Here is a 25241-nt window from a genome sequence, read left to right on the forward strand (position 1 = left end):
CCGATGCATTCTACAGCATCTAAATTCGCTGTCAAGTTTATTTTTTGAAAGCTTTCTAAACCACCGAAAACAAAACCCCAAAAAACACTCAACCAACCCGGCAAAACCGCTGCCTCGCCGCCTCCGGTCAAACCATCTCGACCAAAAGAGCTCGCCATTTTACAACATTCGTTTAGCTTGTCAAACAGTATTTTATTTCGCTACAAATACCGAATTCAAGCCCACAGAAACCGACCCGACCAAAGATAGCCACAATCAAGATTTCAAGATCAACGAGGCGCACAATATGACTAGCGAACCTCTTCCAAACCACCCATGTACGAACGCAAGGCTTCCGGCACGGTAATCGAGCCATCTTCGTTTTGATAGTTCTCCATAACCGCAATCAAAGTTCGGCCGGCAGCCAATCCAGAACCGTTCAAGGTGTGTACCAATTCAGGCTTGCCTGTTTCCGGATTGCGCCAGCGCGCCTGAAGGCGGCGCGCCTGAAAATCTTTGAAATTGCTACAAGAAGATATTTCTCGATATTTTTGCTGACCGGGCAGCCAAACTTCCAAGTCGTAGGTTTTGGAGGATGAGAAACCGGTGTCTCCGGCACACAACAAAACCTTTCGATAAGGTAGATTGAGCTTTTTCAATATTGCTTCCGCGTGTGCGGTTAATTCCTCATGCGCTTGCGCGGACTGCTCCGGCGTGACGATTTGCACCAATTCTACTTTCTCAAATTGATGTTGACGTATCATGCCCCGCACGTCGCTGCCGTAAGCGCCAGCCTCGCTGCGGAAACAAGGCGAATGACAGACGAATTTCAACGGCATTTGTTTGGCATCGACGATCACATCACGCACGATGTTCGTGACGGGTACTTCAGCGGTCGGAATCAAATAAAACGTCGGATCGTTTTTTATAGTGAATAAATCCGCCTCGAACTTGGGCAATTGCCCGGTCCCCCGCAAACTGTCCGCATTTGCCATAAACGGCACATAGGTTTCCTGATAACCATGTTCGTTGATATGGGTATCCAGCATCATTTGAATGATCGCGCGCTGCAGAGTAGCCAGCTTGCCAGCCAACACGACGAAACGAGCGCTGGCAATTTTCGCCCCCCATTCGAAGTTCATTCCCAAAGGCTCGCCCAGATCCACATGATCCTTCACAGTAAAATCGAAGCGCCTAGGCTCGCCCCAGCGACTAATCTCGACGTTGTCGGCATCGCTTTTACCTTCCGGAACGTCCCCATCCAAAATATTCGGCACGCCTTCCATGATGGCGTTAATTTCAATTTGGATCTCACCTAGTTCGGTTTCAGCGGCTTTAAGTTGGTCGCCGAGATCTTGCACCTGATCCAACAAAGGCTGTATATCTTCGCCCTTGGCTTTCGCCTGTCCGATGGCCTTAGAACGACTGTTCCGGTCTTTCTGCAAATCCTGGGTTTTGACTTGCACGTCTTTGCGGCGACTTTCCAATTCCAGATAGCGTTCGGCGTCAAATTCGTGGCTGCGTCGTTTAAGTTGTTGCTGAACCAGCTCCAATTCGCTTCTAAATAAACGAGGATCTAACATGCGCGTGTGTTACCTAAATTGTGTGAGTAAAATTAAATCAAACCTGATAGCCGGTGATCGCAGCCCTAAAAACAAGCGATTCAACCGACCAACGCTTAGATTTTGAAGAAATGCTCGCGATAATGCTTCAGCTCTTCGATGGATTCGATAATGTCGTGCAAAGCCCGGTGAGTATTCTTTTTAACGAAACTGTCTCTAACTTCAGGCTTCCAGCGCGCCGCCAATTCTTTGATGGTAGAAACATCAAGGTTGCGATAATGAAAATAAGCCTCTAAAGTCGGCATGTAACGGTATAAAAAACGCCTATCCTGGCAAATGCTGTTCCCGCATATCGGCGAAGCTTTGGCGGGCACCCATTCCATTATAAATTTCAGCGTTTGTGCTTCGACATCAGCTGCACTGGTATTAGAGTCTTTGACTCTCTGAATCAAACCTGATTCGCCATGATGTTTCCGGTTCCAATCATCCATCGCCGCTAATTTTTCATCCGATTGATGCACCGCCATGACAGGCCCTTCGGCCAATATATTCAGATTCTTATCGGTAACAACCGTAGCGATTTCTATTATTACGTCCGTATCCGGATCCAGTCCGGTCATTTCCAGATCGATCCAAATAAGATTATCAACACCCTGCGGCATTTTAATTCCGTTAACGATTAATGTTGCGGCAAATTGTAGCATTAGCTACTCTGTACCGCTAATTGTTAACCCCTATCTAATCTTGAGCAATGAATACCTTTACTGTTGTTTTTTTAATTGCACTCGTTTTGTCGTATGGCGTCCAATTTTGGCTTTCGGCTCGGCAAAAGTTCTATGTCTCAGCACACCGCGACGCCGTACCATCCGCCTTTAGAGACCGCGTACCGTTGACCGCCCATCAAAAAGCGGCCGATTACACCATCGACAAAAGCAAGCTGAGTGACATTGACAGCGGCGTAGGCATGTTGTTTTTGCTGTTATTAACATTAGGCGGCGGCATTAGCTTAGTATTTGAATTCTGGGCGACCTTCGATTTTTCGCCGATGTGGGCCGATCTAATCTCGGTAGCCAGTATTTTCCTGCTGATGACGGTCGTTGAAATTCCGTTCAGCCTATATCAAACTTTCATTATCGAAGATAAATACGGCTTCAATAAGAATACGCTACCGCAGTTTACAAAAGACCAACTGATTTCGATATCTCTGTCTTTGGGGATAGGCATGCCGATTTTGGCTCTGATTCTATGGGTCATGGACAGCATCGGTAGCCTATGGTGGCTTTACGCTTGGGCCATCATCATGAGCTTTTCATTACTGATGAGCTGGCTGTTTCCGACATTAATCGCTCCACTATTTAATAAATTTACACCTATAGAAGAAGGCAGTCTGAAAGATCGCATTCAAAAATTATTGGAACGTTGCGGATTCCACAGCAAAGGCATTTTTATCATGGACGGGTCTCGCCGCTCCGGTCACGGCAACGCTTATTTCACTGGCCTTGGCAACAATAAACGCATCGTGTTTTACGACACATTGGTTAAGTCGCTAGATGAAGAAGAACTGGAAGCCGTATTAGCGCATGAGTTAGGCCACTTCAAATGCAAACATGTTATAAAAATGCTAGCGGCATCGTCGGTGATGACGCTAATCAGCTTTGCGATATTAGGCTGGTTAATTACGCAAAACTGGTTCTTCGATGGCCTCGGGGTTAGCACGCACTCCAATGCGGCAGCCTTGTTGCTCTTCATGTTGGTATCGCCGGTGTTTACCACATTCTTACATCCGATCAGCTCTTATTTTCAACGCAAATTCGAATTTGAGGCCGATGAATTTGCGACCCATCATGCGCAGGGAAGAAAAATGATCAGCGGCTTGGTCAAGCTATATGAAGAGAACGCCAGCACGTTAACACCCGACCCGATTTATTCCGCTTTTCATTATAGTCATCCGCCGGCCGCTATTCGTATTGCACATATCGAAGATAAAATGCAGTCAGCCTGATGCTCGCGCTGAACGAAGGCTTGGTCATCGCCCATCTCGGCAAGGGTATTGCTGTCGAGGTGGACGAACGAACGATATTATGCCAAACGTTGCGCAAACTCGATACGGTTGTGGTCGGCGATAAGGTTTTGATTTCAAAGTCTTCGCCAGATCAGGGACGAATCGAAGAAATATTACCGCGGCGTTCCGTACTGCAGCGGCCTGCCCGAGGAGACCAAATCCGGCCGGTCGCGGCTAATCTCGATACGATCTTCGTGATATTTGCCATCGAACCGGAGTGCGACTTCTTGTTACTCGATCAATATCTTGCCGTCTGCGAAAACAACAATATCGATGCAGCGCTGATACTGAACAAGATTGATTTAGGCCGCCCGGAAAACGCGGCGCAAGAATTGACAAATTATCAAAATCTGGGTTATCGCTTATACCGGGTAAGCGCCAAACAAAATATCGGGCTAGAACCTTTGCGCAACGCTTTATCTAATCAAACCAGTATGTTCGCGGGACAATCCGGCGTCGGCAAATCTTCTTTAACTAACGCGCTGTTGCCGGACAAAGAACTAAAAATCAATAGCGTGTCGGAAATCACCCGCCATGGGCGTCATACCACTACCGCGGCGACCTTATATCACCTACCATTCGGCGGCGATTTGATCGATAGTCCCGGCGTAGCCATTTTTGGATTGGCTGGCCTATCAGAAGCTCAGCTAGCTTGGGGATACCGCGAGTTTCAGCCATTCGTCGGAAAATGCCGATTTAACGACTGTCGTCATCTTAACGACAAGGAATGTGCGGTCCGTGAGGCTGTAGAAAACGGCGCCATCCCGTACAATCGTTATCAACGTTTTCTGAAACTCAGGGCAAAAATGCCACCGGCTAATCGTAGCTAATAGATCCCATAATCGAACAAACTAATTGCGGGAAGATACAATGTCACAACTTATTGCCATCGCTGTAGGAGGATCGGTCGGAGCCGTGCTTCGCTTCCTAGTGGCTAACGGCATTTACACAGTCCTAGGAAGAAACTTTCCGCACGGCACACTATTTGTAAACACGCTTGGTTCCTTGTTGATGGGCCTTTTGACCGAGTTGTTGATTCAGCGCTTTGCCATGGCAGCGGAATACCGTGCCGCGATTCTAGTCGGTTTTTTAGGCGCGTTTACGACGTTTTCGACGTTCGCGCTAGAAACCCTTTATTTGTTCGAGGAAGGGAATTTGTTAAAAGCTTTCTTGAATATTTTTCTCAGTGTTGTATTGTGTTTAACCGCATGCTGGTTCGGATTGATCTGGGGGCGTACCATTTTTTCAGACAATATTGCGCCTTGGATCACTCAACACATCCCTTTTCTTGAGTTGGTGCTCAGTTTTTTAGCCGCATTCGTCTTGTCGATCGCGGCGCAAATTGTCATCAATTATTTCGATGCAAACAATGAAATTCGCGCATTCTTTTTCATTTCGCTACTTAGCGGAATCACGATGACTTCAACGCTTTGGTTTAGCGCTAAGCATTCAATGCTACAGATTGAATTTCATCATTTGCTCAGTTTGTTTGTGATCAACACCCTATTCGGGGTAGCGATGATTTGGTCCGGTTCATGGTTAGGAAATTGGATATGGCAACTCAAACCGTAACCGTAGCGCGCATTTATTTACGCGAAGGCGAGCATCTACTTGCGAAGCTTATCAAACTACTGCACGACGACGAAAAAGTTTCCGGCGTCACAGTACTGCGCGGCATAGAGGGCTTTGGCCCGGACGGACAGATTCATGTGGCTTCACTGGTAGATATGTCGCTGGATTTGCCGTTAATCGTCGAGTTTTACGATACCCCGGAACGCGTAGATATCATCTTGCGGGATATACAAAGGCAATTAGGGTTGTCTCACTTCATCACTTGGCAAGCTCAAGGCCAACTGCGCAGCGATTAGTTGTTCATTCAGCGCCGAAAATCAGCCCGGCGGCCAATGCATGCGTCTTCCGCCCAACACATGCAAATGTAAGTGATGCACCGTTTGACCCGCATCATTGTTGCAATTGAACACACTTCGGTAACCGCTATCCGCATAGCCTTCCTGAGACGCCACTTTCGCCGCGATTTTTAATAAATGGCCGCCTAACTCCGCATCGCCTAACGCATTAAGATTAACTATGTGCTGTTTAGGCACGACCAACACATGCATCGGCGCTTGCGGATTGATGTCCCGAAAGGCCAAAACCTTATCGTCTTCAAACACGACATCCGGTTTTATCTCACCATTAATCATCTTGCAGAACAGACAATCCGGCATTGCTTTACTCCCGTTCGATCCAAAAAAACCCGAATGAGCCATTTCAAAGCTCTTCGCTGTAACGTGCCACGCTACCATGATCGGATTACAAATTCCAACTTATACCGAAAAATGCCGGTAAAATTTGCGAAAAATTTTAGTCCATTCATCAATCTTAGGATTTTTAATTTATGAAAATTTTGATCGTCGGCAGCGGCGGGCGCGAGCACGCCCTGGCCTGGAAGGCCAAACAGTCCCCCAAGGTCAGTCACGTTTTTGTTGCGCCCGGTAATGCCGGCACCGCGCTGGAAACCGGTATCGAGAATGTTTCCATTCAGGTCGACGATATCGACGGCCTTGTCAACTTTGCCCAGGTCCGCGATATTGCACTGACCATCGTCGGCCCGGAAGTGCCGTTGGTAAAAGGTATAGTCGACTCGTTTGCAGCCGCAGGCCTAGCCTGCTTCGGCCCCACGGCGAAAGCGGCTCAATTAGAGGGTTCAAAGTCATTCTGCAAAGACTTCATGGCCCGCCACGGCATTCCGACTGCCGAATACGAAACCTTCACCGACACCGAGCAAGCCATTGCCTATATTCAACGTAAAGGTGCGCCCATCGTGGTCAAAGCCGACGGTTTGGCGGCCGGTAAAGGGGTTGTCGTCGCTCAAACCAACGAACAAGCCATCGCGGCCGTTAAGGACATGCTATCGGGCAATGGCTTCGGCGAGGCCGGCCATCGCGTCGTCATTGAAGAGTTTTTAGACGGTGAAGAAGCCAGTTTTATTGTCATTGCGGACGGCCGCCACGCTTTACCTATGGCCACGTCGCAGGACCATAAAGCTCGGGACGACGGTGATCAAGGCCCAAACACCGGGGGTATGGGCGCTTATTCCCCCGCGCCCATAGTCTCGCCTGAAATTCATCTACGGGTCATGGACGAAGTCATCAATCCGACGTTAAAGGGTATGCAGGAAGATGGTTTGCCCTATACCGGCTTCCTATACGCCGGTTTGATGATAGGCAAAGACAGCAGTGTCAAAGTACTGGAATACAATTGCCGCTTCGGCGACCCTGAGACTCAACCCATCATGATGCGGTTAAAAAGCGATCTGGTCGAATTATGCCAAGCGGCGCTAAATCAATCACTTGATCGGCAAACAACTGAATGGGACGAACGCGCGGCACTGGGCGTAGTACTGGCGGCCGGCGGTTATCCCGATGATTATGCCAAAGGCAACGTTATCCATGGCCTTCCTTCCTCGGAAGGCGAAGATACCAAAGTATTTCACGCCGGCACAAAGCAAAAAGGCGACCAAATAGTAACCGCCGGGGGACGCGTATTGTGTGCTTGCGCATTGGCCGACAGCATCGCCGAAGCACAAACCAAAGCCTATCAATTGTGTAAGCAAATTCATTGGCAAGATCTATATTACCGGACCGATATCGGTTTTAAGGCGATTAGAAACCGGCATGATTCATGACGAATTTCGTTTTTGAACCGGCCGGTCTGTCCGCAAACGCGTATTGACACAAAGCCACACACTCGTTTGAACTCGGTTACTGAATCGAAAGTTCGCAGAGTACGCCGGTATCATGATTTTCAGAATGTCATAACAAGAAACGAGTTATTCCGGCGCCCGTATAAAGATAAACCGCCGTAGCCGACACAGCCTACGGCGGTCGCTTCCTTGTCTGGAGAAGGAAAAACTTAGTGTTTGAGAATCACGGGCACGAACGAAAAAACGTGCTCGGCCGACGAATCGACAGTCATTTCGATCCAACTGTTTTCCAAACTGCCGAAAACCTCAACCCGGCTGAAATTGCCGGTCAAAGTTCCATCTTCATTAAACATGGCTTTGTCGACCTTGTAAAAATGAGAATCACCGTGGATCAATACCACTTGGCCGGAAAAGTTTTTGGTTTCTTCAGCTAAAATACGGAAGAAATCGGTATAGCCGTTGTTTTGGTCGAGTTGGGCCAAGAAATCGTCATAGCCTCCGTCGCTCAACTCAAACGGAAAATAAACATCGGCCTGAATGATGATCGCCATGCCGGCATTATGTTCTTCTCTGGCTTTAGCAAATGAATCTTTCAACCAATCCAGATTTGCCTGATTGCGAGCTTGGTATTCCGCTGTTGCAGCCTCACACTCGGCAGCTGATCTTTCGGATTTATTCGTGCATTGTTTGTCGGTAACCACCAAGTTGTTGTTGCTACCAACGACATGCAGTGCGACAAACTGAACATTGTTTTTGGTGAAACGGCTATTTTCCGAATAATCTTTACCCAACTCGCCTTGACGTTCGACTGCGATCGGATGCTTGCCCTGAGTGGTGTTTTTGTTGAAAAAGGTTGCACGCAGGTAAGCCAAGCGCTCCAGGGGATTATAAGCACCGTTGTTGGTGCGGTGGCAGTCGGTCCATTCGTTATCGCCCAACGTATACAGCGTCGGCGCCTTAAGGCTGTTAAATATATCGATTACGTCCCGACCTATAGCCTGATCAGTGCACAAACTGCTACCACTTTTGGTATCGCCCGCAAACATCGTGAAGTCGAGGTGATGCTCATTCATGGAACGAATGGTTTGTTCGACCATGACCGACCTTTCACCCGGATCGTCGCTGTAGAACTCGTCACCCCACAAGGCTACTTTCAACGGTTTGTGTTTATGATGATTATGCTGAGACTCTCTGCGATCATTATCGATAGAGCCGTAAGCAAGAGTAGTAGTCGGTGCCAGCATCGCCAACGAGCCAGCGATAAACACCAATGGAGCAAAGTTTCGCATGTTAATTGTCTCGGTTATTGTTATGAACGCTCATCATCACTGATGGACTTCATAACAATACAACCGAAACATGACTACGAGATTACAACGCGATTTAAGAGTGAATCCGGCATTTTTGAAATCATCGGTTTTTTGTAAGCGATTTTTTGCCCGTATGAAATTTTCTAAGTCCTCGATGAATCGCTTTTACCATGGCTTGAAAGTTCGCGTGACCACAAACTAAACCTGGAAATCGCCCGGTTGATATGACAACCGGGCGTTAATGTATTCACCCAGTGAAGTCCAATGAGACCGGCAACCAAGGTGTCTGCGCCGCCACGCTTGACCGTCTGAAAAACCGATATATGGACTATCAGATACTATTCAATGACGAAAAAAGTCCCTTACTTTTTAGATTTCAATTTACCGAACCAACCCGTCAGTTGTGACGGGATTTTCTTATCCGGTTTAGCGAGTTTTTCGGCCTGTTCAGCACTTAATTGCTCAGGAGCAGCGGACGCGGGCGACAGCGATTCAGTCTCGTTTTCAGACGGTTTTGCCGACGATTTTTTAAAACCACCGAACAAGCCGCTCATTTTCGCGGTTACGCTTTCAGTCGATTTCGATTTTTGATTGGAATCTACGGATTCTTTCCTTTCTTGAGCAGTCTTGACCGGCTCCGGCTCGAACCCCGTCAATGGTTCATCGCTTTCTGTTTCCGGCTCTCCAGAATCTGAGGTTTGAGTACCCAGCTTTTCGTCCATTTGGGCGATTTTTTCCATCGCTTTACTAAAGAAGCCTTTAAATTTGCGGCCTTCCTCCCTTGGTTTGGCGGTTGCTGCTTTCGGCTGTGCTTTGCCCTCGAAATGTTTTGCTTCGCTCGCCGCCTGAGGTTTTCCAAGCTCCGGTTTCGGCTGCCCGGGCGGTATATTTTCAGCGGGTGTCGCAACCGGCTCTGCCGGTTTTACCGAAGCAGATAGCGGATCGACCTCTTGCTCTAACAGGCTAGCTGAAGGCTTGGCTTGCTTTGCTTCCTGCTCTTGTCTTTTTAGCTCCGCTAGCTTGGCCGCTTCCGCTTGTTGCTTGGCCATCGCCGCCGTTAATTGTTGCTCCCTATCGGCTTCGAGTTGCCTTTGAGCCGATTCATACTGCTCGATTGCCAGTTCCATGTGCGCCAATTGCTGGGTTTGATTATCCAATCGATGCTGTAAACTGCTAATCAGCATTTCCTTTTCGGCTAATTTTGCCGATTCGGCATGAAACGATAATTGCAGTTCGGTTTTTGATTTTTGTTCGTTTTGAAATCGCTCGGCGACGCGACCAATAATAGCCTGGTATTCGGGCAGCAAATTGTCGGCATTCGCTTCCGGCAAATTATGTACGTTGAGTTCGAAACACTCAACCAGCTTGGCCAAACTTGCGACTAATTCCCGATTGCCCGCGCTCAAGCGCTGTTCTATTGCCGACGCACGCTCAGACTCCGCCTCGGCTTTCTCTACGGCGCTTTGCGTCTGTGTAGCGGCTTCCTTCAGTTGTTGCTGCAATGTTTGAACCTGTTCCTGGGTCGAGTTCAGACTGGCTTGGTTTTCAGTATTGAGCTTCGTAAGCTTATCAATGTCTTTTTTTAAGAAACCGATGCGGATACTGTAAAAAATAGCCATCAATAGCCACACGGAAACCGCAATCGCGGCGGCATAATCCGGTCTTTCCATGGTCATTTGATACCACTGGCTCAGTTGATCTTGGAAATAAGGCATCAGTCTTTGCAGATTTTCCATAACGTTTCCTTATATATTATTCTAGTTTGGTCGGATGAAAGGGGAATGGGCCGGCAGAAAAGGCCTTATTGTATAACGCCGCGATTATATTTCGTTAAGCAACGATAATTCGGCCGGATGCGGCATCATGTAATACGACCCGTCGATAAAGGTATCCGGCTGCCTTCTGAAATGGTGGCGCAACAAGGTCAGCGGCACAATTAACGGCACCTTTCCCAGACGATAATGTTCAATGGTTTCAACCAGCTCTTGCTTGTCGTCGCTGTCGAGCTTGGTCTTCAAATAACCCTGTATATGTTGTAACACGTTAACATGATTACCGCGCGTTGCGACAATTTTCAGACAGGCCATTAAGTCGACCAAGTAATGATCAGCGATATCGTTTAAGTTCGCCGGGGTTGCCGGCGCAATTAGTCTACCCAACGCTCTAACGCTATTTTGATCGTGGCTCATTGCGATCAATTTATGCCGACTATGAAAGTCCATCAAACTACGTACGGAAAGACCTTGTTGACACATTTGTTGCCAGCGATACCTAACGAATACGCGCTGAACAAAATTTTCTCGCAGGGCCGGATCGCCCAGGCGCCCTTCTTCTTCCAGCGGCAATGCCGGAAAATGTTGCTGTAAGTACGCGGCAAATATGCCCACCCCTTTTCGCGCAGGCACGTTGTGTTCATACAGTTTCACGCGCTCCATGCCGCAACTGGGCGAATCTTTCTTCAAGATATAGCCGCATAGGCCGTCCAGCCACTCGCGCTGTTTTTCGCAGACTTGGCTAAGCGGTTCGGTCACATCCAAGGCGTGATCTTTAACACCGACCACGCGAATTTGATGCTCGAATTGCCGTAATTGCACGGCTGGCCGAGGAATGCCTAAACCGGCTTCGACTTCCGGGCAAAACGCCCTGAATTGAAAATACCGGCCTAGAGTACGTTCTATATAACTGTGATACTTATGGGCAGCGTCGTAGCGCACTTGATGCCCCAACAAGCAACTGCTTACACCAACCGGAATCGTCGTCATTTCAGTATTCGGCTTGCGGATAAATTAAATTTTGGACGGGGAAACCCCACGTCCTGGCTTGATCGATTAAAGACTGAAGAATTTCCTTTTCAAGAACCGGACGGCGCGCCAGTATCCATAAATAATCCTTGGTATTGCCTGAAATCATTACGTATCGGTAATCGGTTTTATCCAAGGCGATAATGTTGTAAGCGCCATAAAAAGGCCCGAAGAACGATACTTTTAGCCGCCCTGTGGAGGGGTTCTCGATAAAATAGGCTTTTCCTTCTGCCGACTGGCGCCGTTTAGCCTCGGCGTTGTAGCCGCTATTGATCACTCTGACGCCGCCGTCGCCGCGCAAGCTGTATTCTGCAGTGACGTCGGTCAAACCCCGTTCAAAGCTATGATCCAACCGGGCAATTTCATACCAGGTGCCGAGATAACGGTCCAACTCAAACCCCGTGATGGGAGTAACGCCCTCCGGTATGCCCATGCAAGCGGTTAAAAACAGAATAAGACTAAAGCCGATTATTTTTGGCATGGCCGTCAAACCTTGTTTGCTGAAACAGGGATTTGCTTTGTTGGCTGCGCAGTCTGTGATCGATTATCGGCGCCGGATAGTCGCAAGTTTGAGGCCTTTTATGCCATTCGTGAATAACGGAAGTGCTGAAAGCCCTTAACTCCGGTAACCAACGTTTGATGTACACGCACTCGGCATCGAATTTTTTCTGCTGTAGCCAAGGGTTGAAAATCCGGAAATAGGGTTGAGCGTCGCAGCCGGTCGACGCCGCCCATTGCCAATTCCCGTTGTTGACACAAGGGTCGTAGTCGACCAGATGCCGAGCAAAGTGGCGTTCGCCCCAGCGCCAATCGATCTGCAGATCTTTAACCAAGAACGAGGCCGTAATCATACGCACCCGATTATGCATGTCTCCGGTTTGCTTCAATTGACGCATACCGGCGTCGACGATAGGAAATCCGGTGAGCCCTTGTTTCCATGCCTCAAATTCATCGGCGTTATTGCCCCAAACAATGTCGTCGTATCGCGTCTGAAACGCGTGCCCAAACACCTGCGGAAAATGATGGGCGATGTGCGTAAAAAAATCGCGCCAGTAAAATTGCCGCAGTAGCGGATGCTCGCTGCCGAGATTATCCAATACAGCGTAATAAGCCTCTCGTATCGAACAACATCCGAATTTCAAATAGGCCGATAGATGACTGCTTGCGTCAACGGCGGGAAAATCTCGTTGTTCATTGTATTTCCCGCAGGCGTCCAAACCATTCAGCAGCTCAACAGCGGCAGAGCGGCCGCCCTGCCGAACGTTGCGATGCTTGCGTTTGAATTTCTCGATTAAATTCTCTTCGTCCTTCGCATTCGGTATAAATCGACCGCCGGCCAAATCGCTGGGCATCGCCACCGGAATTTGCCTCGCCCGCTTATAAAACGCCGTGAACACTCGGTACGGACTACCATCGTCCTTCACGACTTCTTCCGGCTCGTTCAGCAAGGCATCGCCTGCACAATGCAACGGAATCGCCAGTTCATCGCAGACTCTTTGCAAATCGGCATCTCGTCGCTTACTGAATGGCGTATAGTCTCGATTGACGAATACCGCTCCAATGCCCTGCTGCTGATGCAGTTGAGCTATGACGGTTTCAGGTAGGGCATGAAATGTGTACAAATATCCGCCGTGCCTTTGAAATTGCCGTTGTAAGTCCTGCAACGCCTCCAACATAAATTGCAGCCCCGGCCCGCTTTGATACGGATGTGATTCGATTTGGCGGGGATCGAAAATAAAACAAGGCAACACCCGCTCGGATTGCAGCAAGGCGGCATTCAGCCCGTTGTTGTCCGACAATCGCAAGTCGCGACGAAATATGAACAGCGATTTCGAATAACGCTTCTCCATCGTCGGATAACCACGTCTACACGCAGTCTCCCCATTGGATAATCATTTGCTGGCAGTTAAACATGATGTTCGGATAATAATGGTAGATCACCCAGCGTAAAAGCAGATCACCGTACGCGGCAACGGTGATCCACCTTGCTACCGTCGTCCAAAGCCGGCTCGAACAATTTTTGGAACAGCGCCAAACGGCCCCCGTCCAATAAATCAATGGCATTGCCATGATGATATGCATCGTCACCCAGCTGGCTATCGTGAATGTGCCTTCCAGGACACGATAATCAATGTAAAAAAGGACGGCGTTAAACAGAATGAAAAAAGGCCAGAAAGCGTCTTTTAGTTTTAGATAGCCCAGCCAACTCCACTGCAAATAGAAATACAGCGTGGGTGGAATGCGCACACTCCATTCAATCAACGGTTCCGGCGTAAGCGCATAAATTAAGATGAAAACCGCCAGCGATATTATCGCCACTTCAAATAAACCGATAAACGAGGTAAAGGCAAATAACAAAGACAGGCTATCGATCAACATTAATTTAAATTTCGGTGTGGATTCAGAATATTACGCAAAGCGGCCTCCAAGTCCTGATATTTAAACTTGAAATCATGCGACAGTAAACGTTGCGGCATGACCCGTTGGCTACCTAAGACCAATGTCGCCATTTCACCCAATATCAATTTGAGTGCTTGTTCGGGCATCGGCAATAACATGGGCCGATTCAGCAAAGCGGCCAGCGTTGCGCTAAATTCTCGATTACGCACGGGATTGGGCGCCGCGGCATTATACGGGCCGCGCATATCGCGATTTTCGATCATCGTTCTAACAATCGCTACCCAATCGTCCACATGAATCCACGACATCCACTGCTCACCGCTACCTAAACGCCCTCCCAAACCGAACCGAAACGGCAACAACATGCGTTGCAAGATACCACCACCCGAGCCTAACACCAAGCCGGTACGAATCAGGCAGACCCGGGTGCCGGCTGTCTCGGCCGGCAATGCTGCCGATTCCCAGTCTGCGCAAAGTTGATGACCGAAATCGTATTTCGGTTGGCTTTCTTCGTCCAGAATAGATTCGCCTTGATCGCCGTAGAAACCTATCGCGGAACCGCTGACCAAGACATCCACCGGTTTATCGGACTGCTTGATCCAAGCTACCAACCGTTCCGTTAGATCGATCCGGCTGCTTCGCAGAATTTGTTTGCGGGCATCGCTCCAAGGCCGATCAAATATCCCGGCCCCGGCCAAATTGACAACCGCCTCAAATTGCCCGGCGTCAGGCAATTCATTGACGTTGGCAAATGCTTGAACTTGGGTACCGAAAGCACGTGCGACTTTGACGGCATTACGGCTCAAAATCGCAACGCTATACCGATCCTGTAACAAACTATGGGCCAGTGCACTACCCAAAAAGCCTGTGCCGCCGGTAATTAACACGGAATGAGTTGACATCGGTATGCTCCATTGTAAAAAGGCCAATAAACCGGTTCATTCGCTTTCTTTAAGCGAAACAATCCGTCGTTTCGGAATCATTAATCCATTAGAACGCCGATTTCTTATGCCGACCACTATTCGAAAACCCAGTAGAATCACGATTAGGGTCAAATAAAATAACGGCTGGAATAAATTGCCTTTGAGTTGCCAAAAATAATGGATTATTGCCGCTGCCGCCGCATAATAAATAAAACGATGGAGTTTCTTCCAGTTTTTGCCCATGCGTTTTTTTAACGAATTCGGCGAGGTAATCGCGAGCGACAGCAAGATAATATAAGCGATAACTCCAAACCAGATGTAAGTACTTTCGAGAATATCGATACCAATTAAGCTCCACTCGCCGGCGTGATCGACAAATAAATATGCTAATAGATGCAAGGTCGCATAAAAGAACGCAAATAAACCGAACATTTGCCGATAATCAGCCATGCCTCGCCATTTTGTCATGGCCTGGACCGGCGTAACCGCTAACGTGATCCATAAAAAGCGTAGCGCCCAGTCACCTAAACGAATATGAATTTCCTGTATCGGATTCGACCCTAGCCGATTATTCCAGATGTCGAACAACAACCACATTAAAGGCAGCAGACATGCGGCCGACATCCAGCTCCTTACATTATTAAAGCGAATCAACATCAGAAAAAATGTCGCAAATCAAGGTTGCTATACATGCCGGCGACCTGTTCCCCGTAACCGTTAAACAGTTCGGTCTTTCTACGGGGCGTGAAAAAATCGCTACCTAACCGACGCTCGCTAAATTGGCTCCAACGCGGATGCGGCACGGCAGGATTGACGTTGGCGTAAAAACCGTATTCCTTAGGTGCGAATGAATGCCAAGTTGTCATAGGTGCTCTTTTCAAGAACTCGATTTTGACAATGGCCTTGATACTTTTAAAACCATATTTCCAGGGAACCACCAATCTAAGCGGCGCACCATTTTGTTTAGGTAAAGTCTCGCCATACATGCCCACAGCCAGGATAGTCAACGGATGCGTGGCCTCGTCCATACGCAAGCCCTCGACATAAGGCCAGTCCAACATTGCATTAATCCTTTGCTTAGGCATCGTATCCGGTTGATACACAGAAGTGAATTTGACAAATTTGGCGTTGGACAAAGGTTTAACCATCTTGATCAAATCGACTAAGCGAAAACCCATCCATGGAACAACCATAGACCAAGCTTCGACGCAACGAAAACGGTAAACGTATTCTCGCAAGGTTTGTTTACCGATAATATCTTCTAAATAATATTGGCCTGGTTTTGCTATTTCTCCGCCAATTTGAACACTCCAGCGATCAGCACGAAAACGTTGTGCCAATTCCGTTGAGTCTTCTTTGTTAAACGAAAACTCGTAATAATTTGTATAGCTTTCTACAAGATGCTGAGGCGTTACGGCGTTTAGATCGGAAAAATCTTTGCTCCTCGGCAGCGCTGACCAGGAAGTGCTGTTGACACGGGACTCCGCCATCTCAGAATAGCCGGATACGGGTAATAAAGCTCCGGCAAGCATCGCCTTGATAATCTTCCGACGCCCCCGAAACACGGCCGGGTCGGTAATTTCATTTGAAGGTATCGCTTTTTCTGTTTTTATGATCATACCAAACCTGCCCTAGCGAATGACGCGATATCGATTTCCGTTAAAATACCCTATTTTCTACCTTTGGGAATTAACCCGAATATCTGCCTTATTTTTCGCTCGGTAATAAACACCAGAGAAAATAGTTGAATTATGTTTTCCGCTTCGATTAAATCTAACCCTATATTGACTGGCACCAGGTCTTTACGTGTATCGAACATTCGGTCCCAAACTGACAATACAATGCCGTAATTACTATCATGTTCCATTCGCAAGGTAGAATGATGCGTCCTATGTAAAGATGGCGTAATAATATAATTTGAAATTATTTCTTCGTGCGGCACCCTGATATTGGCATGGTGAAAAAATATAAAAAACAGCTCTATGATTTCGATCGATAATACCAGGTAGGCATCGACGCCAACCACGATCACAAATATACATTTATAAACTATTTCCAGAAGCAAATCGAAGACATGAAAACGAAAACCGGTCGATACGTTAAAACTTTTATCGCTATGATGCACTTTATGAAAACGCCATAACCATTCAAATTTGTGACTCGCCACATGCCATATATAAATAGCCAAATCGAATAAAGCAAAAGCCAAAACCCATTTAATAGGACCGTTATCTAGACCGCTTAACAACCCAAAAGATGAAAATTGTTGCGCAACTAAAAATAACGAAGAAGCCCTTAAAGCAGTTAATATGATATTGTTAATCAAAAATGCCGTCGTATTGGTAACGATAGAGCCTTTATAAATCTCTTTTGCAAAATTACGATGAGGCTTTATTTTCTCTACGACAAGCAGAATAATGAAAGCCAGAATCGCCAAGCTGAACAAAGCTTGGTTAAACGCCAATCCACTGCTGCCTGCGTCTTCCGCGCCCCCCATATCGACTCCGATTTCAATTAATTAATAACTATTGGCTTTGGCATGAACTTAAAAGATTGGTTAACTCTTTTATCTCATTATCTGAATTAATTTGTTCGGTAATATCGTACTGAACGCCCAAATAATAAATAACCCTCTTCTTTCTGTCAAACAACGGAATTATCTTCAGATGATTATGAAACAGCGTTCCATCTTTTTTGTAATTACGCAACGTCACTTCTATAGACTCTTGATTTTTAATTGCTTCAGCAATTTGATACCGCGCAGACTGCTCTCTATCATCCCCCTGTAAAAACCGACAATTTCGTCCGACAATTTCTGATTGGCTATAACCCGTAAGTCGTTCAAATGCCTTATTTGCATATACGATGGGCGCATCATCCAAATCGGGATCAGCTAAAGTAACACCATTGACACATTCATCTAAAATTGCTGATAGCACTTGTGGAATAAGTCCGGAATCTTTCTCAACAATAAAAGCCATAACAAAACTCCATGCCGCAATATTGATATTATTATGATTAATCTTACTCTTCGGTAATTATTTTTTTTATATTTTCTACCATATTCTCTGCGCCCTCTTCGATCGCATAACGAATCAATTTTTCAAATGGCCGCATGAATACTTCCAGCTCTAATAGTTCAAACCGAAAAGTTAAATGAGTTGGCAGCAATTCTTCGCTACCGTCTAGTTGATAAATATGTCTATATGGTTCGTCCAATCCCTGTAAAACCAATTTGTTATAAGGTTGATAGTCGGTAATAGCGAAAGTCGATTCGATTTCGGCGTCGCTATCCTTACGGATTTGCTTTGCTCTTGCTCCCACAAATACCTTATTGCCGTCCAACGGCAAAAAATCGACAACTTCTATTGCCCATTTCGGATAGTTTTCGAAAAAATTTTCACCAACAACAGCAAAAACCTCAGACAAATGTTTATCGATAACAATACTCGCCTGGCCCGCAACCGGTTTAGTCGAATCAAAAGGAAACTTAATCGGCATCATCTTTCCTCAGTATAAATTTTGTGCGTATTCGACTTTTTATCAAACCGATGAAAACACCTACGCCACGCATTAATCAATATTAAGTAATCCACAGATATCGTTTAAGTCAAGCCTGAACCTAAATTCGGCAGTGGAAGCTATTTGAATGATGTAAATCGCTGTATTCATTGAGAACAACGGTTTTTTCACACTCACCAAAATGGTGACGCTTTCAACTGCTCCGCAGTTGAATTCAGTACTTTAAAATCATATGGTTAGCAGATTTCAACCTAATTGAACGGCTCTTTTTAGGCTGAAAGGTTTTATTGATAATGACAAGATTAATTAAAAATTATTATCCCTCTCTTGCACATAAATCTGGATACAAATATCGGTAGGAACAAAAGCGAATAAACCAACACGAAGTGCAGATTATTGATCAACGCTCCGCACGAATCGTTATTATCGGTAAAAATAGATATCGCAACCAAATAACAGCAGTATGCTTGATATCAAAAAAGCTAAAATGGATGTGTTTAGATTTATTTGAAAAATAAAACACAATAAATTCAAATAAATATTTGATCTTGATTGGGTATTCATAATTAATACCTATCAATCAAAAAAGATACCCTCCCTAAATACTGCACAGGGAGGGTATATAGAGGAGGACGGTTAAGACGTCATGACCGGTTCATGCGTTACCGGTTGCTCACGACCATCATCAAGTTCAATTTCGGTATCTGAAGATTCTGGTTCGGGTTGCGGCGGCTCGATTTTGTTACCTTGCATTAATTCGTCGATTTGATACTTATCGATGGTTTCCCAATCAAGCAATGCATGAGCCATATTATGCAAAATTTCGATATTTTCTTTTAATATGGTTTCCGCACGCTGGTAATTGGTATCGATAACTGAACGAATTTCCTCGTCTATCGTTTGCGCCATTTGCTCCGACATCGGTTTAGCTTGCGGCCCCATGTAACCGCCTTCGCTGTCACCGTAATCCATAGGCCCCAAACGATCGGACAAGCCCCATTTGGTCACCATGTTGCGCGCCAGCTGCGTCGCACGCATGATGTCATTCGACGCGCCTGTGGTCACTTTGCTCTTACCGTAAATCAGAGCTTCAGCCACCCGTCCGCCGAATAAACTGGAAATCTGGCTTTCGAGCTTCTCTTTACTAGCACTATATTGATCGCGTTCGGGCAGGAACATCGTGATGCCTAACGCTCCGCCGCGCGGCATGATACTGACCTTGTAAACCGGATCATGATCGGGAACCAAGCGACCGACTATGGCATGTCCGGCTTCATGATAGGCCGTCATCAACAAATCGTCTTTGCTCATAACCATCGTGCGTTTTTCGGCGCCCATGATCATTTTGTCGCGAGCCTTATCCAAATCGTTCATCGTGACTTCGCGTTTATTATTCCGAGCCGCGAACAATGCGCCCTCGTTAATCAAATTCGCCAGTTCAGCACCTGAAAACCCGGGAGTACCGCGGGCCAAGTCGGTCAAATTAACGTCCTGAGCCAAAGGCACACGATTGCCGTGGACTTTTAAAATTTGTTCCCTGCCTTTAATGTCGGGCAGACCGACTTGCACCTGGCGATCAAAACGTCCCGGACGTAACAATGCTTTATCGAGAATATCCGAGCGGTTCGTCGCGGCAATGACAATAATACCCTCGCTGCCGCTAAAACCGTCCATTTCCACTAGCAGCTGATTCAGCGTTTGTTCCCGCTCTTCGTTACCGCCTCCCATGCCGGCGCCGCCCCGCTGACGTCCTACTGCATCGATTTCGTCTATGAAAATGATGCAGGGCGCCCGTTTTTTGGCCTGCTCAAACATGTCGCGCACCCGCGAAGCGCCAACGCCGACAAACATTTCGACAAAGTCCGATCCCGAAATCGAAAAGAAAGGCACACCGGCTTCGCCCGCAATCGCTTTAGCAAGTAAGGTTTTACCCGTACCCGGAGGACCAACCATCAGCACGCCTCGCGGTATTTTTCCGCCCAACGCCTCGTATTTGCCCGGATCTTTCAGGAAATCCACCATTTCGACTACGTCTTGCTTGGCTTCCTCGCATCCCGCCACGTCTTTAAAGCGCACTTTCACCTGATCTTCTTCCATCAGTTTAGCGCGGCTTTTGCCGAACCCCATTTGCCCGTCGCGTCCCGCGGCCATTTGCGATTGTTTGCGCATGAAATACACCAAGACCGCAATCAATAACAGCGTGGGCGCCCACGAGATGAAAATATTCATCAGTGTCGACGGCCGCTCCGGTTTTTCGACCTTGATTTTGACGCCGTATTCGAGCAGCTCGTCTATCATGCGCATATCGTTCGGATTGTATGTCGAAAAACGCGTGCCGTTATTGCGCTTCCCTTCAACATCGTTACCGTCTATGACGACTTCCGTCACGACGTTATTCCGCACATCTTCAATAAAATCGGAATACGAAATTTCGTAATGCGGGTCGTACTCCGGCATGGTGCGATTGAAAATGGACGAAACCACAATACCGATCGCCGCCAAAATAACCGCAAAGATCAAAAACTTTTTCATGTCACTGACCCCTAATCTATTTTTCGCTGGAGAAATATTTGAAAAAATCGGAGGTCGGCTTGACTATCAAGGTATCCTGAGTATCTTCAAATGAGGCTTGATAGGCCTGCAGGCTGCGGTAAAACGCATAGAATTCCGGGTTCTTACCGAAGCTTTTCGCATAAATTTCGGCCGATTCGGCATCACCCCGGCCGCGAATATTTTCGGCTTCCCGTTGCGCGTTTGCGACAATCACCTGTTTTTGCTTATCCGCCTCGGCACTGATTAGTTCGGCACTTTCCGCCCCTTGTGAACGGAATTCGCGAGCCACCCGTTCGCGCTCGGCCCGCATACGCTGAAACACGGAGCTGCTAACCTCTTGCGGCAAGTCTATGCGCTTGACCCGGATATCGATCAATTCAATACCGTATTTCCTCGCTAGCGGCGACAGTTTCTCCAATAAGGTGTGGCGAAGGTCATCACGATCTTCCGAAATAAGCTGTTTAATCGTACGTACGCCGAATTCGCTACGCATCGCATCTTTCATGATTTGGTCGAGACGCAGATTTGCTTGGAATTCATCGCCACCGACCGTGGTATAAAAAAGACCCACGTCACCGATTCGCCATTTGGCGAACGAGTCAACGATAACGTTTTTCTTCTCTGAGGTAAGGAAACGCTCGGATTTAGCATCCAAGGTCAGCACGCGCGCATCAAACGTACTGACATTATTGATGACGGGGGTCTTAAAATGGAGTCCGGGGTTTAAATCCGTTGTGACGATTTCCCCAAGACGAAATAGGATAGCCTTTTCATATTCATTCACATGAAAAACCGACATTGAGGCCAGCACCAAAATAATTAAACCGACTGGAAATAGAATTAATGTTCTACTCATTGTCTGCTCCTGCTTGGTCGTAAATCTCTAGTTGCGGTTCTTCTTACGCTATGCTTTTCCGCATTGTGTGTTTCTTCATTCGGTTCATTGTCGTTCTCCGCTAATCCGGAAGATACCGTTGTGTGACTCTGCGCTTGCTGTAGCGGCATATACAAAGCCGGCGGCTGATCCGTATCCACGACTATCTTATTGACCGAACCGTAAAGCCTTTCCTTCGCTTCCAAATACAGACGTTTACGCGTAATGGCCGAATTTTTTTCGTATTCGACCAATAATTGATCAAAGCGTTCGGTTTCGCCTTTAGCTTTCGCTACTTTTTCGGCTGCGTAGGCTTCGGCTTCCTGTAGGATACGTGCCGCCGCGCCGCGCGATTTAGGTATCACTTCGTTGCTATAAGCTTCCGCTTCATTAATCAAACGCTGTTTGTCCTCGCGTGCGCGAATGGCATCTTCGAAAGCGCCCTGCACTTCTTCGGGCGGCTGGGCATCTTGCAAATTGACGCTAGCCACACTGATACCCGCCTTGTAATCGTCCATGGCTTCCTGGACTTGATCTTTGATTTCCGCAACTATCTGGCTGCGGCCTTCCGTCAACACGAAATCCATATTGTTGCGCCCAATCACGCCGCGCAAAATGCTTTCCGTCAGCTGTTTCAACGTTTTTTCATTATTTTTAACGTTGAACGAGTAATCTCTGGCATTGTGGATTTGGTACTGAACCGCCAAACGAACGGCAATAATATTCTCATCGGAGGTCAACATCAGCGATTCCTGCGGAATCATCGACGATTTACTGAATCGGGCTGCATCGCTATAACCCACTTCAATGAAGCGTTGCTGTTCGACATTCACCACGCTTACCGATTCAAATGGCGCAGGAATATGCCAGTGCGGTCCGGGCATAGTCGTCTCGGTATAAGCGCCGAAACGGGTCACTACGCCGCGGTTACCTTGGTCTATGATGTAGACACCACTGATCAGCCAGCTTATAACTAACGCTCCGCCAAAAAAACCGGCAATCTTGTACACGGAAAACAACTCCTTGTGTTCATTGTAAAAATCCACCGTTTTGGTTGAGATATTTCTCCATTGCTTTTCAAACTCCATCTTCCAATCGGGTGACGGCGTTTGTTTATCGGCGTCGTGGTTCTCTGAAGACATAATTACTCCTCTCGTGATGTGACCTGAATTGGGCCTTCATTGTTATTTCTTATCGAAGTCATACATAATATCGCCGTTAAACAAAGCCAAAACAAGGATAAAGATCGTTCAAGTGTCTTTTGGTTCCAAAAACGGCATCAGATCGAAACCAAATTGTTGCTTTAATTTATGTAATGCGTCGTTTTGAATTTGTCTGACCCTCTCTCTGGTGACGTGTAGCTGGTCGGCTACGGCTTGTAAGGTCATTTCCGTATGATTTTTTAAACCAAATCGCATGCTTAGAATATTGGCTTGCTTTTCCGGTAATGTTGCCAGAACTCGGTCCATATACCGTACAAGATCGGTCTCTATCAGTTTATCCATGGGTTGAGTAAATTGTTGTTGCTGCATTTTTTCCATTACCGACATACCATCGTCTTCATGGTCGTTGCTCGTGTCGTTCACAAAGGTGGCCTGATAATAATTACTAATGGTCTTGATTTCTTGCTCCGACAAGCTGCAACACGCTTTGAGTTCCATTAACGTTGGCCAACGTTCATAAGTCAAATAAGTCTTACGCAGAATTTCAAATACCGGTGATGATTTTTCCGCTAATGCTACCGGTAAGGGTACTGACTTATCTTGCTTTACGATTAACCTTGAAACCGCTTGCTTGATCCAGAAAATGGCATAGGTTGAAAAGCAGTTTCCTCGTTCCGGGTCGAAGCGGTCTACGGCCTTGATTAGCCCGACCATGCCTTCCTGCATCAAATCTTCGAAACTCAAAGAAATTGCCTTATATTTATGCGCGACAAACGCCACTAAGCCGGTATTGCCGACAATCATCTCTTGCCTCAATTTTTTAAGCTCTTGCCTTCTGTAATCCAGCTCAGCCTTATAGAGAGGATTCAAGTCTCCGGATAATGCCAATTGATTCTGTATCAGCTCGCTGGAGCCGATTAGGAACACAGGTAAAAAATGTACGAGATGCATCATCTCGCGAGCCGTCGAAGACACTTCAAGGTTTTCCAGATTGACCGGTTTATTTGGTTGTACAAAATGGGCCAACTGTACAACTTTTTGGTTGACCGTTTCATCCGCATCAGGATGATCTTGCTCAAAATCACCGCACGGTTCGGCGAATTCCGCAAAAAACTTGTACATTATCCGTTTGTGTTCTTCGCTGTTTTTTAAAAGCAGGATTTCGGAATAGTCGCCGCCTGTAGTTTGCTCGATGATCAATCGCTTAGCCACATAAGCCGCCACCCTGTTGTTTTCCAACATTTTTTTCAATAACTGCCGGCGTGCCCGTTCGACACGACAGGCCAATGTCACCGGCTCCGACTCGCTGTTAATTCCAGCGTTTTGCTTAACTGATACAGAAATATTTGACATCAGTAATCACCGATCAAATTAATAAGTTGGAATCGAAGATACATTGATGTAAAATTTTTGTCAATATTTTATCTATACAAAACATATACAAATGTATTCAATCAAAGCCATTACCACGCTGACCGGCCTCACTCCCGAAACGTTGAGAGCATGGGAACGACGCTATCAATGTATCACTCCTCAACGCAACACCAGCGGCCGCCGTTCTTACTCACAGACCGATTTGGAAAAACTCAAATTGCTGGTTGCGCTCACCAAAAATGGTCACCCAATCGGCAAACTCGCCAAATTTTCAAGCGAACAATTACGCCAGTTTCTGCAGCAAACCCCGGAACAAAATGACCTTCAACAGGCCAATTTGTTCAATCAAATCATAGGATCGCTACAGAATTACCAAATCGAACAATGCGAATATTTATTGAAGCGGGCTTTGTTGGCATATGAACCTCTAGACTACGCTAGAAACGTTTTGTTGCCGGCCTTACATCGAGTCGGCCAGCTTTGGCATGAAAGCAAGATCAACGTTGCCCAAGAACATATGTTTTCCAGTTGTGTTAAACGCATCGTTCTAACCATGGTCAACAACCTTCATCAACCGTCGAAACGGAATCCTTCGATGCTTTTTGCCACACCCAGCGGCGAAATGCATGAATTCGGGATTTTGTTAGCCTGCATGATTGCCGCCGCCCAACAATACACCTGCTATTTCGTCGGCGCGGATTTGCCGGGGGCGGACATTGTCGACGCGAGTGCACACTTGCATCCGGATATTATCGTGATCGGAATGGTGGCGACCCCACCCGAACAACAAACCCTGCGACATCTTGCCCATATAATCGATTTCGGCAACGCCAATAAAACCCAGATTTGGCTGGCTGGCTCCGGCGCGGAGTATTGGTTCGATAAACAATCGCCGCCGCCGGAAGCATGCGAGTTGGTTTCCAGCATCGACCAGTTTCATGCAAAAGCGCAACAATACAGTCTTCATAAGGGAAAATAGGATGCGTGCCGTCTATATTGGCGGCAACACAGA

General features: G+C 46.9%; 25 protein-coding genes. 6 read left to right on the forward strand and 19 right to left on the reverse strand.

The features are described 5' to 3' along the window. Positions 1–290: 290 nt before the first annotated feature. A complete protein-coding gene (gene serS / locus ACW73I_RS03205) occupies positions 291–1562 on the reverse strand; it encodes a serine--tRNA ligase (RefSeq protein WP_458027774.1) in 1272 nt (423 codons plus the stop codon). Between the two features lie 95 nt (positions 1563–1657). Beyond that, positions 1658–2203 carry an oligoribonuclease gene (orn, locus tag ACW73I_RS03210; protein WP_458028021.1) on the reverse strand — a complete coding sequence of 182 codons (546 nt, stop codon included), beginning with the start codon at positions 2201–2203 and terminating at the stop codon, positions 1658–1660. Between the two features lie 89 nt (positions 2204–2292). Between orn and ACW73I_RS03215 the strand changes: the two genes are divergently transcribed. Genes ACW73I_RS03215 through ACW73I_RS03230 form a run of 4 tightly spaced genes read left to right on the forward strand, consistent with a single transcriptional unit; the run spans position 2293 to position 5471 of the window. Further along, a complete protein-coding gene (locus ACW73I_RS03215) occupies positions 2293–3543 on the forward strand; it encodes a M48 family metallopeptidase (protein WP_458027775.1) in 1251 nt (416 codons plus the stop codon). Continuing rightward, a complete protein-coding gene (gene rsgA / locus ACW73I_RS03220) occupies positions 3543–4433 on the forward strand; it encodes a ribosome small subunit-dependent GTPase A (RefSeq protein ID WP_458027776.1) in 891 nt (296 codons plus the stop codon). The genes ACW73I_RS03215 and rsgA overlap by 1 nt, the downstream gene beginning before the upstream one ends. Before the next feature lie 40 nt (positions 4434–4473). Then, a complete protein-coding gene (gene crcB, locus ACW73I_RS03225) occupies positions 4474–5175 on the forward strand; it encodes a fluoride efflux transporter CrcB (protein WP_458027777.1) in 702 nt (233 codons plus the stop codon). Next, positions 5157–5471: a DUF190 domain-containing protein gene (locus ACW73I_RS03230; protein WP_458027778.1), complete on the forward strand. Its 315-nt coding sequence runs from the start codon at positions 5157–5159 to the stop codon at positions 5469–5471. Before crcB ends, ACW73I_RS03230 begins: the two co-directional genes overlap by 19 nt. Positions 5472–5492: 21 nt before the next feature. Here ACW73I_RS03230 and ACW73I_RS03235 read toward each other — a convergent pair whose 3' ends face one another. After that, positions 5493–5831 carry a histidine triad nucleotide-binding protein gene (locus ACW73I_RS03235; RefSeq protein WP_458027779.1) on the reverse strand — a complete coding sequence of 113 codons (339 nt, stop codon included), beginning with the start codon at positions 5829–5831 and terminating at the stop codon, positions 5493–5495. Between the two features lie 170 nt (positions 5832–6001). Here ACW73I_RS03235 and purD point away from each other — a divergent pair, with 170 nt between their 5' ends. Further along, positions 6002–7291, forward strand: coding sequence for a phosphoribosylamine--glycine ligase (gene purD / locus ACW73I_RS03240; protein WP_458027780.1), 1290 nt, complete (start codon positions 6002–6004; stop codon positions 7289–7291). Positions 7292–7518: 227 nt separating this feature from the next. On the opposite strand, the gene ACW73I_RS03245 is transcribed toward purD, so the two are convergent. The 16 genes from ACW73I_RS03245 to ACW73I_RS03320 form a co-directional block, all read right to left on the reverse strand. After that, positions 7519–8598 (reverse strand): hypothetical protein, encoded by a 1080-nt coding sequence (locus ACW73I_RS03245; protein WP_458027781.1) that lies wholly within the window; start codon positions 8596–8598, stop codon positions 7519–7521. 383 nt (positions 8599–8981) lie between these two features. Continuing rightward, positions 8982–10355: a hypothetical protein gene (locus ACW73I_RS03250; RefSeq protein ID WP_458027782.1), complete on the reverse strand. Its 1374-nt coding sequence runs from the start codon at positions 10353–10355 to the stop codon at positions 8982–8984. Between the two features lie 84 nt (positions 10356–10439). Beyond that, the gene (locus ACW73I_RS03255) at positions 10440–11381 is read right to left on the reverse strand and encodes a YbgA family protein (RefSeq protein WP_458027783.1); all 942 of its coding nucleotides are present in this window, start codon (positions 11379–11381) and stop codon (positions 10440–10442) included. A 1-nt stretch (position 11382) separates the two neighbouring features. Then, positions 11383–11901, reverse strand: coding sequence for a lipocalin family protein (locus ACW73I_RS03260; RefSeq protein WP_458027784.1), 519 nt, complete (start codon positions 11899–11901; stop codon positions 11383–11385). Beyond that, positions 11879–13270: a cryptochrome/photolyase family protein gene (locus tag ACW73I_RS03265; protein ID WP_458027785.1), complete on the reverse strand. Its 1392-nt coding sequence runs from the start codon at positions 13268–13270 to the stop codon at positions 11879–11881. The genes ACW73I_RS03260 and ACW73I_RS03265 overlap by 23 nt, the downstream gene beginning before the upstream one ends. Positions 13271–13286: 16 nt before the next feature. Further along, positions 13287–13799: a hypothetical protein gene (locus ACW73I_RS03270; protein WP_458027786.1), complete on the reverse strand. Its 513-nt coding sequence runs from the start codon at positions 13797–13799 to the stop codon at positions 13287–13289. Next, positions 13799–14722, reverse strand: coding sequence for a TIGR01777 family oxidoreductase (locus tag ACW73I_RS03275; protein ID WP_458027787.1), 924 nt, complete (start codon positions 14720–14722; stop codon positions 13799–13801). The genes ACW73I_RS03270 and ACW73I_RS03275 overlap by 1 nt, the downstream gene beginning before the upstream one ends. Positions 14723–14758: 36 nt before the next feature. Further along, a complete protein-coding gene (locus ACW73I_RS03280; RefSeq protein ID WP_458027788.1) occupies positions 14759–15367 on the reverse strand; it encodes a sulfite oxidase heme-binding subunit YedZ in 609 nt (202 codons plus the stop codon). A gap of 32 nt (positions 15368–15399) precedes the next feature. Then, the gene (gene msrP, locus ACW73I_RS03285; protein ID WP_458027789.1) at positions 15400–16362 is read right to left on the reverse strand and encodes a protein-methionine-sulfoxide reductase catalytic subunit MsrP; all 963 of its coding nucleotides are present in this window, start codon (positions 16360–16362) and stop codon (positions 15400–15402) included. Between the two features lie 50 nt (positions 16363–16412). Further along, positions 16413–17240: a sterol desaturase family protein gene (locus ACW73I_RS03290; RefSeq protein WP_458027790.1), complete on the reverse strand. Its 828-nt coding sequence runs from the start codon at positions 17238–17240 to the stop codon at positions 16413–16415. A gap of 28 nt (positions 17241–17268) precedes the next feature. Next, positions 17269–17724 carry a PAS domain-containing protein gene (locus tag ACW73I_RS03295; protein ID WP_458027791.1) on the reverse strand — a complete coding sequence of 152 codons (456 nt, stop codon included), beginning with the start codon at positions 17722–17724 and terminating at the stop codon, positions 17269–17271. Between the two features lie 43 nt (positions 17725–17767). Further along, the gene (locus ACW73I_RS03300) at positions 17768–18247 is read right to left on the reverse strand and encodes a hypothetical protein (protein ID WP_458027792.1); all 480 of its coding nucleotides are present in this window, start codon (positions 18245–18247) and stop codon (positions 17768–17770) included. A gap of 654 nt (positions 18248–18901) precedes the next feature. Next, positions 18902–20797: an ATP-dependent zinc metalloprotease FtsH gene (gene ftsH / locus ACW73I_RS03305; RefSeq protein WP_458027793.1), complete on the reverse strand. Its 1896-nt coding sequence runs from the start codon at positions 20795–20797 to the stop codon at positions 18902–18904. A gap of 16 nt (positions 20798–20813) precedes the next feature. After that, positions 20814–21674 carry a protease modulator HflC gene (hflC, locus tag ACW73I_RS03310; RefSeq protein WP_458027794.1) on the reverse strand — a complete coding sequence of 287 codons (861 nt, stop codon included), beginning with the start codon at positions 21672–21674 and terminating at the stop codon, positions 20814–20816. Next, on the reverse strand, positions 21671–22834 hold the full coding sequence (gene hflK / locus ACW73I_RS03315) for an FtsH protease activity modulator HflK (protein WP_458027795.1): 1164 nt from the start codon (positions 22832–22834) through the stop codon (positions 21671–21673). The genes hflC and hflK overlap by 4 nt, the downstream gene beginning before the upstream one ends. A gap of 108 nt (positions 22835–22942) precedes the next feature. Continuing rightward, positions 22943–24208 carry a sigma-70 family RNA polymerase sigma factor gene (locus ACW73I_RS03320; RefSeq protein ID WP_458027796.1) on the reverse strand — a complete coding sequence of 422 codons (1266 nt, stop codon included), beginning with the start codon at positions 24206–24208 and terminating at the stop codon, positions 22943–22945. A 91-nt stretch (positions 24209–24299) separates the two neighbouring features. On the opposite strand from ACW73I_RS03320, the gene ACW73I_RS03325 reads away from it, so the two are divergent. Then, on the forward strand, positions 24300–25208 hold the full coding sequence (locus ACW73I_RS03325) for a MerR family transcriptional regulator (RefSeq protein WP_458027797.1): 909 nt from the start codon (positions 24300–24302) through the stop codon (positions 25206–25208). The last annotated feature ends 33 nt before the right edge of the window (positions 25209–25241 follow it).

The organism is Methylomonas sp. MgM2 (assembly GCF_054172045.1).

Coding starts and splice junctions, on each gene's coding strand:
- msrP (WP_458027789.1), bottom strand. CDS start 16,362: ATGATCATAAAAACAGAAAAAGCGATACCTTCAAATGAAATTACCGAC.
- ACW73I_RS03300 (WP_458027792.1), bottom strand. CDS start 18,247: ATGATGCCGATTAAGTTTCCTTTTGATTCGACTAAACCGGTTGCGGGC.
- ACW73I_RS03280 (WP_458027788.1), bottom strand. CDS start 15,367: ATGTCGGCCGCATGTCTGCTGCCTTTAATGTGGTTGTTGTTCGACATC.
- ACW73I_RS03230 (WP_458027778.1), top strand. CDS start 5,157: ATGGCAACTCAAACCGTAACCGTAGCGCGCATTTATTTACGCGAAGGC.
- purD (WP_458027780.1), top strand. CDS start 6,002: ATGAAAATTTTGATCGTCGGCAGCGGCGGGCGCGAGCACGCCCTGGCC.
- ACW73I_RS03320 (WP_458027796.1), bottom strand. CDS start 24,208: ATGTCAAATATTTCTGTATCAGTTAAGCAAAACGCTGGAATTAACAGC.
- ACW73I_RS03265 (WP_458027785.1), bottom strand. CDS start 13,270: ATGGAGAAGCGTTATTCGAAATCGCTGTTCATATTTCGTCGCGACTTG.
- rsgA (WP_458027776.1), top strand. CDS start 3,543: ATGCTCGCGCTGAACGAAGGCTTGGTCATCGCCCATCTCGGCAAGGGT.
- ACW73I_RS03275 (WP_458027787.1), bottom strand. CDS start 14,722: ATGTCAACTCATTCCGTGTTAATTACCGGCGGCACAGGCTTTTTGGGT.
- serS (WP_458027774.1), bottom strand. CDS start 1,562: ATGTTAGATCCTCGTTTATTTAGAAGCGAATTGGAGCTGGTTCAGCAA.
- ACW73I_RS03290 (WP_458027790.1), bottom strand. CDS start 17,240: ATGGGGGGCGCGGAAGACGCAGGCAGCAGTGGATTGGCGTTTAACCAA.
- crcB (WP_458027777.1), top strand. CDS start 4,474: ATGTCACAACTTATTGCCATCGCTGTAGGAGGATCGGTCGGAGCCGTG.
- ACW73I_RS03245 (WP_458027781.1), bottom strand. CDS start 8,598: ATGCGAAACTTTGCTCCATTGGTGTTTATCGCTGGCTCGTTGGCGATG.
- ACW73I_RS03325 (WP_458027797.1), top strand. CDS start 24,300: ATGTATTCAATCAAAGCCATTACCACGCTGACCGGCCTCACTCCCGAA.
- ftsH (WP_458027793.1), bottom strand. CDS start 20,797: ATGAAAAAGTTTTTGATCTTTGCGGTTATTTTGGCGGCGATCGGTATT.
- ACW73I_RS03255 (WP_458027783.1), bottom strand. CDS start 11,381: ATGACGACGATTCCGGTTGGTGTAAGCAGTTGCTTGTTGGGGCATCAA.
- hflC (WP_458027794.1), bottom strand. CDS start 21,674: ATGAGTAGAACATTAATTCTATTTCCAGTCGGTTTAATTATTTTGGTG.
- orn (WP_458028021.1), bottom strand. CDS start 2,203: ATGCCGCAGGGTGTTGATAATCTTATTTGGATCGATCTGGAAATGACC.
- ACW73I_RS03235 (WP_458027779.1), bottom strand. CDS start 5,831: ATGCCGGATTGTCTGTTCTGCAAGATGATTAATGGTGAGATAAAACCG.
- ACW73I_RS03270 (WP_458027786.1), bottom strand. CDS start 13,799: ATGTTGATCGATAGCCTGTCTTTGTTATTTGCCTTTACCTCGTTTATC.
- ACW73I_RS03295 (WP_458027791.1), bottom strand. CDS start 17,724: ATGGCTTTTATTGTTGAGAAAGATTCCGGACTTATTCCACAAGTGCTA.
- ACW73I_RS03260 (WP_458027784.1), bottom strand. CDS start 11,901: ATGCCAAAAATAATCGGCTTTAGTCTTATTCTGTTTTTAACCGCTTGC.
- ACW73I_RS03215 (WP_458027775.1), top strand. CDS start 2,293: ATGAATACCTTTACTGTTGTTTTTTTAATTGCACTCGTTTTGTCGTAT.
- ACW73I_RS03250 (WP_458027782.1), bottom strand. CDS start 10,355: ATGGAAAATCTGCAAAGACTGATGCCTTATTTCCAAGATCAACTGAGC.
- hflK (WP_458027795.1), bottom strand. CDS start 22,834: ATGTCTTCAGAGAACCACGACGCCGATAAACAAACGCCGTCACCCGAT.